This window comes from Pantoea sp. GM_Pan_3 (assembly GCF_026541045.1).
Taxonomy (GTDB): domain Bacteria; phylum Pseudomonadota; class Gammaproteobacteria; order Enterobacterales; family Enterobacteriaceae; genus Pantoea; species Pantoea anthophila.
Genome location: NZ_JALNVA010000001.1, coordinates 1,225,703 through 1,239,745, shown reverse-complemented (window position 1 = coordinate 1,239,745; position 14,043 = coordinate 1,225,703). Strand labels below are relative to the sequence as shown.

Genomic DNA, 14,043 nt, shown 5'->3' with positions numbered 1-14,043 from the left:
CCGGGTGAGAAAGTTCTTTCTCCTTCCAATCGCCATCCAAAACGCCTGCCCCAAACATCTTCTTTTCCTATGACCCGCTCCCGGTTTGAGTCCATCTGACGCTCACTTCCGCCGGATTAATCCCCGTATCATCACTCTTACCTCTCACTATAACCTGCCGTTATACCCTCCTGCTAAACAAGCATTCGTCACCTTTCAGAACGCATGAAATAGTGGTTTCAGAACCTGATCTTTTGGCTGAAACGAGAGACAACATGCTAATTCCACAACCCTATTTACTCTTTCTTGGCGATGTGACCGATCCCCTTGCGGCAAAAACGGCGCGCGGTATTCATATCTGGCGGCCGGAGCAGTGCGTTGGCGAAATCAAACTGCCGGGCTGCACAGTCAGTCTGGGTCTGGATGAACTGGATATTCCCGGTGCCAAAGCGCGTGGCGCAAAAACCCTGGTGCTGGGTACCGCCAACGCAGGGGGCTATCTTTCTGCGCACTGGCTGGAAACCATTAAAAGTGCCATCAAAGCAGGCATGAATGTGGCCAGTGGTCTGCATCACCGACTGGTAGACGAACCGGAGCTGGTCGCGCTTGCGCAGGCGTCGGGCGTTTCGCTGTTTGACCTGCGCCATATGCGTCCAACGCTGAGTGTTGGCAGCGGCAAGAAGCGTTCAGGTAAGCGCATCCTGACCGTCGGTACGGACTGCTCAGTGGGCAAGATGTACACCTCCCTGGCGCTGGAGGCAGCGATGCGTGCGCGCGGCATGAAAGCCGATTTTCGCGCTACGGGCCAGACCGGCATTCTGGTCGCGGGTGAGGGCATTGCTGTGGATGCGGTCATCGCGGATTTTATTGCTGGCGCGGCAGAAGCGCTGTCACCCGCGAATGACGCGGACCACTGGGACATCGTCGAAGGGCAGGGCTCACTGTTCCATCCCTCTTATGCGGGCGTGAGTATGGGGCTGATGCACGGTGCGCAACCGCACTGGCTGGTCATGTGTCATGAAATGGGACGCCCGCATATGCGTCATTTGCCCCACCAGCCGATGGTCAGCCTGAAGGAGTGCGTTGAAGCCAATCTGCGCGCCGCGCAGGTGACCAGTGAGTCGGTACAGCTCGCAGGCTTTGCGATTAACACCTCAAATTACAGCGAAGAAGAGGCGCTCGCGTATTGCGCTGAAATCACCGCTGAGTTTGGGCTGCCGGCAACCGATCCTGTGCGTTTTGGTATCGACGGGATCGCCGCGCTGCTTCAGGAGCGTGGCTGAAATGAGAACGATGCAGATCGATGTGGTGGCATTGCCGCTGGCGCGCCCCTTTGCTATCGCACGCGGTACCCGGACCGCCGTGACGGTCATCCGGGTCACCCTGGAGCAAAACGGGTTCATCGGGCAGGGCGAATGCACTCCGACGGCCCGCTACGGTGAGACGCCCGAAAGCGTGCAGGCGATGCTTGAAGCCGTGCGTGCCGAAGTGGAGGCGGGCCTGAGCCATGACGATCTGCAACAGCGCTTACCCGCCGGCGCCGCACGCAACGTGCTGGACTGTGCGCTATGGCGACTCGACGCCGCACGGACGCATCAGACGCTGTGGCAGAAGAGCCAGTGCCCTCAGCCACCGTCGGTGGTGACGGCCGAAACCCTCAGCCTCGACACGCAGGAAAATATGGCGCTCGCGGCGGCAGAGGCCGTCTCTCGCGGGGCCATCCTGCTCAAGATTAAGCTCGACCGCGATGCGGTTCTGGAAAAGGTCGCCGCGATCCGTGCGGCGGCACCGCGCGCCACGCTTATTATCGATGCCAATGAAGCCTGGTCGGGGCTGGACCTGGAGAGCCTGCTGGTGGCACTGAAGGCCTTCAGCATCGCGATGGTGGAGCAACCGCTGCCCGCCGGACAGGATCATGACCTGCAACGCTTTAAGCATCCCATCCCGGTCTGTGCCGATGAGAGTTGTCATACGCGGGCCGATATTGCGGAACTGCGCGATCGTTACGAGATGGTCAACATCAAACTCGATAAGTGCGGGGGCCTGACCGAAGCGCTGGCGATGGTGGAGGCGGCCCGGGCGCAGAATATGCGCGTTATGGTTGGCTGCATGCTGGGTTCGTCACTGGCGATGGAGGCCGCCTTACCCGTCGCGGTCAATGCGGAGTTCATCGACCTGGATGGCCCCATCTGGCTGGCCGCCGACAGTTCTCCTTTTTTGAGCTACTCCCAGGGCCGCATCTGGCTATAACTTTGCGAGGCGACGATGACGGACACACGACTTACCTCTTCTGCAGCGCGCACAGCCTCTGCCTCTCCCGTGCTGGCGATTCAGGATCTCAGCGTCTCGTTTCGGGGACGCAGCGGTGAGAATCAGGCTCTCAGGGGGATCAGTTTTGCCATCAATCCGGGTGAGATTGTCGCCGTGGTGGGTGAAAGCGGCTCCGGTAAATCTGTTACGTCGCTGGCGGTGATGGGCTTACTGGCAAACGGCGGCCGTATCGATCGCGGCAGCATGCAGTTTCGCGATCGCAGTGGAAACGTGCATGCACTGGAAACGCTGGATGAGAATCAGCGTCGCGCGTTGCGGGGCCGTGAAATGGCGATGATCTTTCAGGAGCCCATGACCTCGCTGAATCCGGTGCTGCGCATTGACGATCAGCTTACCGAAGCGTTACGCGATCACCAGCAGTGCAGCAGAAAAGAGGCGCAGGCGCGCGTGCGTGAACTGCTGCGACAGGTGCGTATCGCCGATGTGGATCGCGTCATGAAAAGCTATCCGCACTCGCTGTCCGGTGGGATGCGGCAGCGTGTCATGATTGCGCAGGCGCTGGCCTGTGACCCGCAGCTCCTGATCGCCGACGAGCCGACCACCGCGCTGGATGTCACCGTGCAGGCGCGTATTCTGCATATCCTGCGGGAACTGCAACGCGAGAAACAGATGGCGGTGCTGTTTATCACTCATGATATGGGCGTGGTGGCAGAAATCGCCGATCGGGTAGTGGTGATGCTGCGCGGCGAAGTCATCGAGCAGGGCACCGTCTCTGAGATTTTTGCCGCTCCGCAGCACGCTTATACCAAAGCATTACTGGCGGCCGTGCCCAGACTGGGTGATATGCGGGAGCACGACTGGCCGCAACGTTTTCCTCTGCCGGGTGCCCGCGATGCGGTGCAACGCGAACAGCAGACCGCGCGCTACGACGTGGCGCCGCTGCTCGATGTGCGCGGGTTAAAAGTCTACTACCCGATCCGCAGCGGCATCTTATCGAGCCTGACGCACCATGTGCATGCGGTCGAGCAGATTGATTTCACGCTGTGGCCCGGTGAAACCCTGGCCATCGTGGGTGAAAGCGGCTGCGGCAAATCGACCACCGGACGCGCACTGATGCGCCTCATCAGCAGTGAGGCCGAAAGCATTCACTTTGAGGGAAGAGAGATCTCCGACCTGAAAGAGGCGGCATTCCAGCCGCTCCGCCGTGAAATTCAGATGGTCTTTCAGGATCCCTACGCCTCACTGAATCCCCGCCTGACCGTGGGTTTCACCATCGCCGAGCCGTTGCTCCTGCACGGCATCGTGAAATCGCTGGAGGAGGCTTCGCCGCAGATCGATGCGCTGCTGAAGAGCGTCGGCCTGCTGCCGGAGCATGCGCGTCGCTATCCGCACGAATTTTCGGGCGGGCAGCGCCAGCGGATTGCCATCGCCCGCGCCATGGCACTGAAGCCGAAAGTCATTATCGCCGACGAGGCGGTCTCAGCCCTCGACGTCTCGATTCAGGCGCAGGTGGTCAATCTGATGATGGACCTCCAGCAGCAGACCGGCGTGGCGTGGATCTTCATCTCTCACGATATGGCGGTGGTAGAGCGCATTGCGAATCGCGTGGCGGTGATGTACCTCGGCCAGATTGTGGAACTGGGACCGCGCCAGTCGGTATTTAATCATCCGCAGCACCCCTATACCCAGCGTCTGCTGGCCTCCGTGCCGGTAGCCGATCCTGAGAACCGTCAGCCCCGCCTTGTCGATGACAGCGAGATCCCTTCGCCGTTACGTAAGGTGGGCGAAACGGTCACTAAGCCCCGTTATCGACAGGTTGCGCCTCAGCACTGGGTCGCTGACGGCATTGCATTGCGATAATCCTCAACGACCAGGAGATTTCATGAAACCCATTTTTCGCCGTACCTCACTCGCCTTCGCCCTGACGACGATGCTGGTCTCTGCTGCGCAGGCGCAGGATCTGCGTATCTCCATGTATGCCGATATCACGGGGCTGGACCCGCACGACACCTCGGATAACATCAGCTACTCCGTACAGAGCGGTATCTTTGAACGCCTGTTCCAGTTTGATCCGCAGATGAAGCTGCAACCCTGGCTGGCGACCGGTTATACCGCCAATGAGAGCGCGACCGAATTTACCCTGACGCTGCGCAAGGGCGTCACCTTCCAGGATGGCACCCCTTTTGATGCGGAAGCCGTCAAAGCCAACCTCGATCGTCTGGCTGACCAGAAAAAAGGGCTGAAGCGCAACAGCCTCTACAAAATGATCGACAGGGTGACGGCGCTGGCACCCGACCAGGTCAGAATCGACCTGAATCAGTCGTTTGGTGCTTTTATTAACACGCTGGCGCACCCCTCGGCGGTGATGTGGAGCCCGGCGATCCTGAAGCAATACCCGGACGAAGCCCAGCTCCGGCTGCATCCGGTAGGAACCGGTCCGTTTAAATTTGTCGACTGGAAACCGGGCAAAGCCGTGACGATGGCGAAGTATGCGGGTTACTGGCAGGCGGGGTGGCCGAAAGTCGACCAGGTGATCTTCTCGCCAAGCCCGGAAGATGCGACACGCGTTGCGGCGTTAAAATCGGGGCAGGTGGATGCCATCTGGCCACTGCCGTCCGACCTCATTGCGGCGGTGCAGCAGGACAGCCATCTGACGGTGCAGCGCGATCCGAGCATCTATCTCTATTACATGGCGATGAACACGCAGCACAAGCCGCTGGCGGATGTTCGCGTGCGTCAAGCCATCAACTATGCGATTGACCGTAATCTGTGGCTGAAAGTGGCCTTTGCCGGTCTGGGTAAACCGGCCACCTCCGCCATGCCGGAAGGGGTGCAGTTCTATCAGAAACAAACTGACCCCGATTACCACTACGCACCCGATAAGGCCAAAGCCCTGCTGAAAGCGGCAGGCTATCCGCAGGGGCTGGATCTCAAGCTCTGGGTCACCAATGCCACGGCCGCCGTGCGAGCCGGTCAGGTGCTGAAGGCACAGCTGGCCGCGGTGGGTATTCGTGCCACGGTTACCCCGATGGATTCAGGAACGCGCAATGCAAAATTGTGGGGCGTAAAGGATCCGAAAATGGCGGAGTTTGACCTTTATTATGGCGGCTGGTCGACCTCTACCGGCGATGCGGACTGGGCGCTGCGCCCGCTGTTTGCCTCCGAGTCCTGGGTGCCGACCTCCTATAATGTCTCCTACTTCAGCAACCCGGAAGTGGACAAAGCGATCGCCGCCGGGCTGGTGACGGCCGATGCGGCGAAGCGTGGCATCGCCTATGCGCAGGCCCAGACGGCGCTATGGAAAGCGGCACCGGTAGCCTTTCTTGGCACGCCAGACAACCTGGTGGGCAAGCGCAGCAACCTGAGCGGCGTTTCAATGCTGCCTGATGGCAATTTCATATTCACTCAGGCGTCCTTTAAATAAGACGATTTCTTCCCCCACGCCCCTGACCCCATGCGGGAGAAGGGCGTGGAAAGGCCCGTCGCACCTCTGTTTCAGGGAATCGCATGTTTGCATATATCCTTCGCCGATTGCTCGAGATGATCCCGGTTTTGCTGGTGGTCTCGCTGCTGGTTTTCGGTTTTATCAAGCTGCTGCCGGGCGATCCGGCGCGCATCTATGCCGGACCGGATGCGCCCATCGAGGCGGTAGAGGCGGCACGTCAGCATCTCGGGCTGAACGATCCGCTGCCGCAGCAGTATCTCCACTGGGTCGGCAGCCTGCTGCAGGGCGATCTCGGCATCACCTACCGCACGCAGCAACCGGTGCGGCAGGTGATCGCGCAGGGATTCATGCCGACACTGTGGCTCGCCCTCGCAGGGTTTACCTGGTCCGTGATCCTCGGCCTGCTCTTCGGCGTTCTGGCGGCGCTGAAACGGGGGAAATGGCAGGACTGGACATTGATGAGCGTGGCCGTCGGCGGCATCTCCATGCCCGTCTTCTGGCTGGGGTTGCTGCTGATCCAGTTCGTCGCGATGCCGTTTGGGCTCTTTTCAGTCAGCGGCTTTAACAGGGCCAGCGATATTGTCCTGCCTGCCATCACCCTGGGGTCGTCGGTGGCGGCCGTGATGGCGCGCTTTACCCGTTCGGCCTTTCTTGAAGTGGCGCAGGAAGATTACGTGCGCACCGCAAAAGCGAAAGGGCTGCGAAAACGGCTGGTGACGTGGAAACATGTGATGCGCAACGCACTCATCCCGGTGATCACCATGCTGGGCCTGCAGTTCGGTTTTCTGCTGGGGGGCTCTATCGTCGTGGAGAGCGTCTTCAACTGGCCTGGTCTGGGCTGGTTACTGATTGAGTCGATCAAGGCGCAGGACCAGCCGGTCATTCAGGCGCTGGTGATGCTGTTCGTGTTTGAATTTATCGTGATTAACCTGCTGGTCGATCTGCTCTATGCAGTCGTCAATCCGGCCATTCGTTTGCGACAGGAGCCGAGATGAGTTCGTCATCACTGACTGAAAACCCGCCACAGATCATTCGTTCACCCTGGCGCGACTTCCTGCACGCCTTTGTGCGTAATCCCCTGGCGCTGGTGTCGGGCGGATTTGTGCTGCTGCTGATTGTGGTCGCCCTCTTTGCGCCCTGGCTGGCCCCCTGGGACCCGATGGCACCGGACTGGATGGCGTTATCGTCGCCGCCAACGGCCGCCCACTGGATGGGGACCGACGAGCTGGGGCGTGACCTGCTGAGCCGGATTATTTACGGTGCCCGCATCTCGCTCTATGTCGGGGTGCTGTCGGTCACGCTGGGCATGATCGCCGGGGTGATTCTGGGTTTACTGGCCGGCTACTATGGCCGCTGGATCGATATGCTGATTATGCGCGGCGCCGACGTGCTGTTCGCCTTTCCCGGCATGCTGCTGGCCATCGCGGTGGTGGCGCTGCTGGGAACGGGCCTGAACAATGTCATCATCGCGGTCGCGGTGTTCAGCGTACCGGTCTTTGCCCGTATCGTGCGTGCTTCGACGCTTTCACTGCGACAGGCGGCGTATGTTGAGGCGGTGCGCTGCGCCGGTGCGCCAGACCGGGTGATTATTCTGCGGCATATTCTGCCCGGCACGCTCTCCAGCGTGATTGTCTATTTCACCATGCGCATTGGCACCAGTATTCTTACGGCGGCGGGCCTGAGCTTTATCGGACTGGGCCCGGAACCTGACGTGCCTGAATGGGGCAATATTCTGGCGATGAGCCGCAGCATGATGATGGCCGGTGCCTGGCATATGAGCGTCTTTCCGGGGCTGGCGATCTTTCTGACCGTGCTGGCCTTTAACCTGCTTGGGGATGCGCTGCGCGACACCCTCGATCCCAAACTCAAGGGCTGACGATGGATTTTCAACATGTGCAGCGCACGCTGCTGCTGGAGCGCTGGCGTGAGACGCGTCAGCTGGGTCAGCCGCGCACCGCCTGCGGAGCCACTAATCGCATCAGCGACGTGGCGGGCGTGCGGGTCGGCCACTCTACGCTGAATGCAGGCGAGACGCAGACAGGCGTCACCGCTATCGTGCCGCCCGGCGACAATCTGTTTCTGACGCCGCTGCCGTGCGGGGCAGAGGTTCTGAACGGGTTTGCCAAACCGGTCGGGCTGGTTCAGATCGAGGAGCTTGGCGTGCTGCAGACGCCGATTCTGCTCAGCAACACGCTGGCGGTCGGCACGCTGTTTACCACGCTGGTTCGGTATGCCATCCGTCGCAACCCGGAGCTGGGGCGAACGCTGCCGACGGTCAATCCTCTGGCGCTGGAGTGTAACGATGGCTGGCTCAACGATATTCAGGCACTGGCTGTCAGCGAGGCGATGGCGCAGACGGCCCTGCAGACCGCCTCAGCCGACTTCGCACGCGGCAGCGTCGGGGCCGGACGCGGCATGAGCTGTTTCAGCCTGAAAGGGGGGATCGGCACCGCTTCGCGGCTGATCCCCTCGCTCAGCGCCACGCTTGGCGTGCTGGTGCTGGCCAATTTTGGTGCCCTGGAGGCTCTGACGCTCGATGGCGTGCGGGCCGGTGAGATGATTGCGCCGCTGCTGCCAGGCCACACGCCGCAGCGCGATGCCGGTTCTGTCATCATCATCATGGCAACGGATGCGCCGCTGGAGGCGCGACAGTTAAAGCGCCTCGCGAAGCGCGGCGGTGCCGGCCTGGGACGGCTGGGCAGCCACTGGGGCCACGGCTCGGGCGATATTGCGGTGGCGTTTTCAACGCAACCGCTGCCGCAACCGCCACAGGAGGAGCGGCTGGAGCCGCTGCTTGCCGCCGCGGCCGATGCCACCGAACAGGCTGTACTGGACGCCCTGTTGAGCGCGGAGGCCGTGACCGGCTTTCGGGGTCATCATCGGCCCTCACTGACTCAGATACTGGACAGGTTAACCTCATGAAAATTTTTATCTCTGCCGATATCGAAGGCATCGCGGGCGTCATGTGCCCGGAGCAATGCACCCCAGGCAACCCGGAGTACCAGCTGGCCCGGGGGCTGATGGAGCAGGAAGTCAATGCTGCGATTGAGGGCGCTTTCGCGGGCGGCGCCACGGACGTGGTGGTTGCAGACAGCCATGCCCGGATGACCAACCTGCGGGCGGAAAATATCGATTCCCGCGCCCGGCTGGTGCAGGGCAAACCTCGCGGGCTGTCGATGGTGGAAGGCATTGAACAGCAGCAGTTCGACGGCTTATTTCTGGTGGGCTATCACAGCGCCGCGGGTGAACCTGGCGTGCTGGCGCATACCATTAACGGCCGGGCATTCTGGCGTATCCATATCAATGGTCTGGTGATGGGCGAAACCGATATCTACGCCGCCGCCGCGGCTGAGCAGGGCACGCCACTGCTGCTGGTGACGGGCGACGATCAGCTGCAGGGCTGGATAGCGGAACACTACCCGACGGTCGATTACGTCTGTGTCAAACGCGCTATTTCCCACACCTGCGCGGAATCGATCAGCCCTCACGCCGCGCAGCGTGCGATCGCTGCCGCGGCACGCACCGCATTGCAGCATCAGCCTCAGGTGAGCACGACCCGCCTGACGGCACCTTACGCGATGCGGCTGCAGGCCAGCAGACCGGTGCTGGCCGATCTGTTCTGCCTGATCCCCGGCGTCACGCGTCTTGATGGTGTCACCGTCGGCTATCGGGCGGAGAAAATGGCGACGTTAATCAGCCTGCTCAGTGCCTTCTCTTATCTGGCGACGACCCAGTCGTAGCGACATTACCCCGTAGATGTAACCCTGTCTGTGAGGCGGGTAACTGCCTCCTCTCTGGCTTTGCGGTACAGTTTTTGCATGAGGAGACGATTCTCCTCTCCTCCGCCCGGACCTGATCATGCCACTTGGCGGAGGCGCCTTTATTCGCTATTCCATCCAGGGTAAAAATTATGCGGCTCCGCCATATAGAGGTCTTTCAGGCCATCGTTCAGACCGGCAGCATCAGCGCAGCGGCGCGCCTGCTGAATGTGTCGCAGCCGAACATCAGCCGGGTGCTGAATCACGCTGAGCAGCAGCTGGGGTTTGCGCTGTTTGAACGCCGTATTCAGGGGATGAGCGTGACAGCAGAGGGGCGGCGCCTGCTGCCGGAAATCGACGAACTCTGTCAGCGCCTGCAATCCATTACCCAGCTCGCCGAACAGCTGCGGCGCGGCGAAGGGCAGTTAGTGCGCGTCGGGGCGGCTCACGCATTTGGTCAGATGGTGATGGCTCCTGCCCTGGTGACCTGGCGACAGCAGATGGCCTCTGTCAGCGTTGAACTGGTGACCGAGCATTTCAGTACCTTATGCCAGATGATTCTGGAGAATCAGCTCGATTTTGCCCTGGTTTTCGGTCAGCAGGTCGACGCGGCTCTGCTGGCTGAACCCCTGTTTCACTCCTCCATGGTGGCGCTGCTGCCACGTCATCATCCCCAGGCTGACCCCGTTACGCTGGCGTGGTTATGCGACAACAATCTGCTGATGATGCAGGCCCAGGACCCCTTAGGGCGCGTGCTCCATCGTGCGCTGCGCGATAAAAAACTGAATCCCGCCGTGTCGTTATCGATCAAAACCTACTCGGTCATCGCGGATATGGTGCTGGCGGGCGGCGGCGTGGGCGTCGTGGATCTCTTCACCGCCTGCCGCTATGCCGACCAGCTGAAATTGCTGCCCGTGGCTCAGCCCCTGCCGTTTGAAGTGATGCTGATCAGCCGTCGCGACCTGCCTCAGTCGCAGTCCACACTGCAGCTTAAGCAGGTGATCCGCAACCGACTGTGGGAGATTGCCCGGCAGTGTGAAACGCAGTTTATCGTTGCCTGAACCTGCGTCGCAGTTCCGTTCTCCGCCATCATTAACCCGGATGGCTCACGAAATCTGGATCACCATGGTGCGCGCTGCACCGGCATTATGCGTCTCCCGCCTGTCATCCGCCTCTCTACCGCCTTTCTGCGCCACTTTTAACAGTTGGCGCATTAATTGCTTCTTTATCGTTACCGCATCCTGCCAGGCAGGAACAGGCACCGTAGCCTGGTAAGCGGCCTGTGGCGAGCAGCCACTCCACAACATCGATTTCAGGCGAAGAAGCCCTGCCGGCAATGCTGCCGGCGGGGCTTTTTTTTGGAGCAAATCTATGAGTAAGTTAAAAGCATGGTTTCAGGGGCCGCAGGATATTACCGAAGCAGAGGCGGTTGAGGATTACGCGGTGGGCCGTGTGCCGGCGCACTACCGCTGGCCGATTCCGGCCATTATTCTGGTGCTGCTGGGCAACTCTACCGCGATGTTCTGGTTCAGCCTCGGGGCAGACATGAGCTACCAGGTCGGCTGGCCAATGCTGCTGCTGCCGATCGGTTATATGATGGTGTTCGCCACCCTGATTGGCTCGTGCATTATGAAGATGGCGAGTAAAGAGGGGCTCTCACTCAATCTGATGACGCGCGGGCTGGGGTTTGGCTATATGGGCTCCGCCTTCACCTCGCTGATTTACGCCGTCAACTTCATCTTCTATTTCCTGTTTGAAGGCACCATTGTGTCTCACGCCATCGCCAACTATGCGGGCGTGCCGGTCAACTCCCTGACCGGTATCGCTATCTTTGCGCTGATGGGGCTGGCCGCCATCTGGTTTGTCTGGAAGGGCATGTCATCCATGCAGTTCCTGCAAACCTGGGGCGTTCCCATCTTCATGGTTTTGTTTGGCTTCTGTATCTGGCAGTTAACGCACCACTATCCGGCGGTCAGCTTCAGCGGCTGGCAGCCGAAAGGAGAGGCGGACAGTAACGCCCTGTGGCTGGTGATGAATATGGCCAACGGGCAGATCGTTTTTCAGGGACTGATGGCCACTGACTACGGTCGTTTTGCCCGTCCGGGGATCACGCATAAAGGCACCGCAACGATCATGCTGGGGATGCTGATCCCGATTGTTGTCGTCATGCTGTTTGGAGCCTTTATGGCCTACACCCTGATGCCGCATATTCAGGGCGAGGATGTCTGGTCGCTGGCGCTCGATCCGGGCTTCGTCTTCCCGCTGATTATGGGGCTGACCGGCGTGTTATTTGCGGTGATTACCCAGATCCGCATCAACGTCCTGAATCTCTACTCAGGTTCGATTGCCCTGTCGAACACCATGGATATGGCGTTTAACTATCGCCCGGGACGTCAGTGGTGGATGCTGCTGGTCTGGTTGCTCGGCGTGCTGTTCTATATCTGCAATATTCTGCAGTATACCGGCACGTTCCTCTCCATTACCGGCATTCTCACCAACACCTGGGTCTTTATTATCCTTGCGGATTACTTTATCTGCCGCAAAGTGCTGCACCTTGCGCCTTCCGATTTCGTGGAGTATCGCAAAGCGTATCTGCGGATGTGGAATCCGTCCGGCGTCATTGCGTTGTGCGTCGCGGTGGCAACAGGCGCGGCAGGCGTGCTGGGCCTCTATCCGATGGTGTACGCCTCATTTATTGCCATGCTGGTTGGCCCTGTGCTGCATGTCGCTATCAGCGTGGCGACCCGCGGCAGCTACTACTTCAAAACCTTCCCGGAAGATATGCAAACCAGCTGGAAACCCTCTGATGCTTACCAGGGGCCGAAACCGGTGTTTAAACCCTTACTGAGCAAGGAGGCCGAATAATGCGCATCAACGTTGCAACCATTCAGTTTGAACCCACGCAGTTCAGAAAAGAGGAAAACGTCGCCCGGCTGCTGGCATCAGCCACTCAGGCGGCACGTGACGGCGCACGCTTAATCGTGATGCCGGAAATGGCCACTAGCGGCTACTGCTGGCAGGATCGTGCGGAGGTCGCCCCCTACACAGAAACGGCGGATGGGCCCACCAGCCAGGCATTCGCTGCGATTGCGCGTGAGTTTAACTGCTTTCTGGTCTTTGGCATGCCGGAGCGGGACAGGGTAACCGACCTCTACTATAACAGCGCCATTCTGGTCGGCCCGCAGGGCGTGATAGGCGTCCACCGTAAAACGCATCCCTATATTTCGGAACCGAAATGGGCGGCTAACGGTGATGGCGGGCATCAGGTCTTTCAGACTGAGATCGGCAATATTGCGCTGCTGGTCTGTATGGATATTCACTTTATTGAAACTGCCCGGCTGGCTGCGCTGGGGGGCGCACAGATTATCTGCCACATCAGCAACTGGCTGGCTGAACGCACTCCTGCGCCTTACTGGCTCACGCGTGCCTGGGAGAATGGCTGTGCGCTGATTGAAAGTAACCGCTGGGGATGGGAGCGGGGCGTGCAGTTCAGCGGCGGCAGCTGCATTGTGGATAGCCAGGGAAATGTGCTGGCCAGCTGCGACAGCGGCGATCAGGTACTCAGCGCTGAGTTACCCCTTCCGCAGGAGAATCTACTGCTGAACAAGCGCCGGCCTGAGCTCTATCAGCGGCTGATGACCAATACTTTCCTCTGGAACCCCGCGGACTTTTTTGGCTTATATGGACGTGACCCCCTGCCTGAGGGCAAAGCGTCCCGGATTGCGGTGGCGCAGTTTCGCCCGCAAGACGAGGTGAATGCCAATCTGGCACAGATTCGGCACTGGGCCGGACAGGCGAAATCAGAGGGCGCGGAACTGCTGATCCTGCCGGAGCGCGCACTGACCGGGGGTGAGGGCAGCCATTGCGCGCTGTCGCGGGAGGATGCGCCTGTACAGGCGCTGATCGCGCTGGCGATGGAGCTGGATATCGCGCTGCTTGCAGGGTTCGCCGAGCGGGAAGGGCAGCAGTGCTACAACAGCGCGCTGCTGGCGAGCAGTGAGGGAGTCAACGCGTACTATCGCCAGATTCACCTCAGCGACCAGGATCGGCGCTGGGCCTGCGCAGGGGATCAGTGGGTGACGTGCGATCTGCCGTGCGGGCGCGTCGGTATTCTGCTGGGTGAAGATCTGCTGGTGCCGGAAGCGGCCCGCATTCTGGCGCTGGAAGGCTGCGACATCATCGCCTGCCCGGCGCAGCTTCATTCACCTCTGCCCATGGCGCACGCGGGCACGGCGATACCGCATGTCTGGCCGATCCCGCGCGGCGCCGATCCTTACCACTGGCTGCTGCCACGCGTTCGGGCGGGAGAGAATAATGTCTGGCTGGCTTTTGCCAACTGGCCCGCCGCGGCAGGCGAAAGCTTTGGCCTGAGCGGGATATACGGGCCGGATACCTTTGCCTTTCCACGCAGGGAAGCGAAAGCGACCGGTGCGAAGGAGCTGGCGCTGCTGGATATCTCCACGGGATCAGCCGGCGATCCTTACCCCGATCATGTGGTAAGGCGTAAAGACCTGGTGCTGATGCGTCAGCCGCATTTCTACACTGCGCTGATTGCTCAATCACCGAAATGAGCCACAGACGCGGCCTGCG

The 14,043-nt window shown here is 60.3% G+C and carries 11 protein-coding genes; all 11 read left to right on the top strand.

Annotated features, from left to right (window positions below; genetic code table 11):
* Window positions 1-254 precede the first annotated feature (254 nt).
* The 11 genes from dgcN (at window position 255) to OXR04_RS05815 (ending at window position 14,024) form a co-directional block, all read left to right on the top strand.
* On the top strand, window positions 255-1,262 hold the full coding sequence (dgcN, locus tag OXR04_RS05865) for an N-acetyltransferase DgcN (RefSeq protein ID WP_267369439.1): 1,008 nt from the start codon (window positions 255-257) through the stop codon (window positions 1,260-1,262).
* A 1-nt stretch (window position 1,263) separates the two neighbouring features.
* Window positions 1,264-2,229 (top strand): N-acetyl-D-Glu racemase DgcA, encoded by a 966-nt coding sequence (dgcA, locus tag OXR04_RS05860; RefSeq protein WP_267369438.1) that lies wholly within the window; start codon window positions 1,264-1,266, stop codon window positions 2,227-2,229.
* Window positions 2,230-2,244: 15 nt separating this feature from the next.
* Window positions 2,245-4,110: an ABC transporter ATP-binding protein gene (locus OXR04_RS05855; protein ID WP_267369437.1), complete on the top strand. Its 1,866-nt coding sequence runs from the start codon at window positions 2,245-2,247 to the stop codon at window positions 4,108-4,110.
* Window positions 4,111-4,132: 22 nt separating this feature from the next.
* Complete coding sequence (locus OXR04_RS05850) at window positions 4,133-5,674, top strand: glutathione ABC transporter substrate-binding protein (protein WP_267369436.1); 1,542 nt, start codon at window positions 4,133-4,135, stop codon at window positions 5,672-5,674.
* 83 nt (window positions 5,675-5,757) lie between these two features.
* Entirely contained in the window at window positions 5,758-6,690 is a 933-nt protein-coding gene (locus OXR04_RS05845; protein ID WP_167428321.1) for an ABC transporter permease subunit, read from the top strand.
* Entirely contained in the window at window positions 6,687-7,571 is an 885-nt protein-coding gene (locus OXR04_RS05840) for an ABC transporter permease subunit (RefSeq protein WP_046101680.1), read from the top strand. The genes OXR04_RS05845 and OXR04_RS05840 overlap by 4 nt, the downstream gene beginning before the upstream one ends.
* A gap of 2 nt (window positions 7,572-7,573) precedes the next feature.
* Window positions 7,574-8,617, top strand: a complete 1,044-nt coding sequence (locus tag OXR04_RS05835) for a P1 family peptidase (protein WP_267369435.1) — start codon at window positions 7,574-7,576, stop codon at window positions 8,615-8,617.
* Window positions 8,614-9,435 (top strand): M55 family metallopeptidase, encoded by an 822-nt coding sequence (locus OXR04_RS05830; protein WP_046101681.1) that lies wholly within the window; start codon window positions 8,614-8,616, stop codon window positions 9,433-9,435. Before OXR04_RS05835 ends, OXR04_RS05830 begins: the two co-directional genes overlap by 4 nt.
* Before the next feature lie 170 nt (window positions 9,436-9,605).
* Window positions 9,606-10,514 (top strand): LysR family transcriptional regulator, encoded by a 909-nt coding sequence (locus OXR04_RS05825; protein WP_009090702.1) that lies wholly within the window; start codon window positions 9,606-9,608, stop codon window positions 10,512-10,514.
* 310 nt (window positions 10,515-10,824) lie between these two features.
* Complete coding sequence (locus tag OXR04_RS05820; protein ID WP_267369434.1) at window positions 10,825-12,318, top strand: cytosine permease; 1,494 nt, start codon at window positions 10,825-10,827, stop codon at window positions 12,316-12,318.
* The gene (locus tag OXR04_RS05815) at window positions 12,318-14,024 is read left to right on the top strand and encodes a nitrilase-related carbon-nitrogen hydrolase (RefSeq protein ID WP_267369433.1); all 1,707 of its coding nucleotides are present in this window, start codon (window positions 12,318-12,320) and stop codon (window positions 14,022-14,024) included. The genes OXR04_RS05820 and OXR04_RS05815 overlap by 1 nt, the downstream gene beginning before the upstream one ends.
* The last annotated feature ends 19 nt before the right edge of the window (window positions 14,025-14,043 follow it).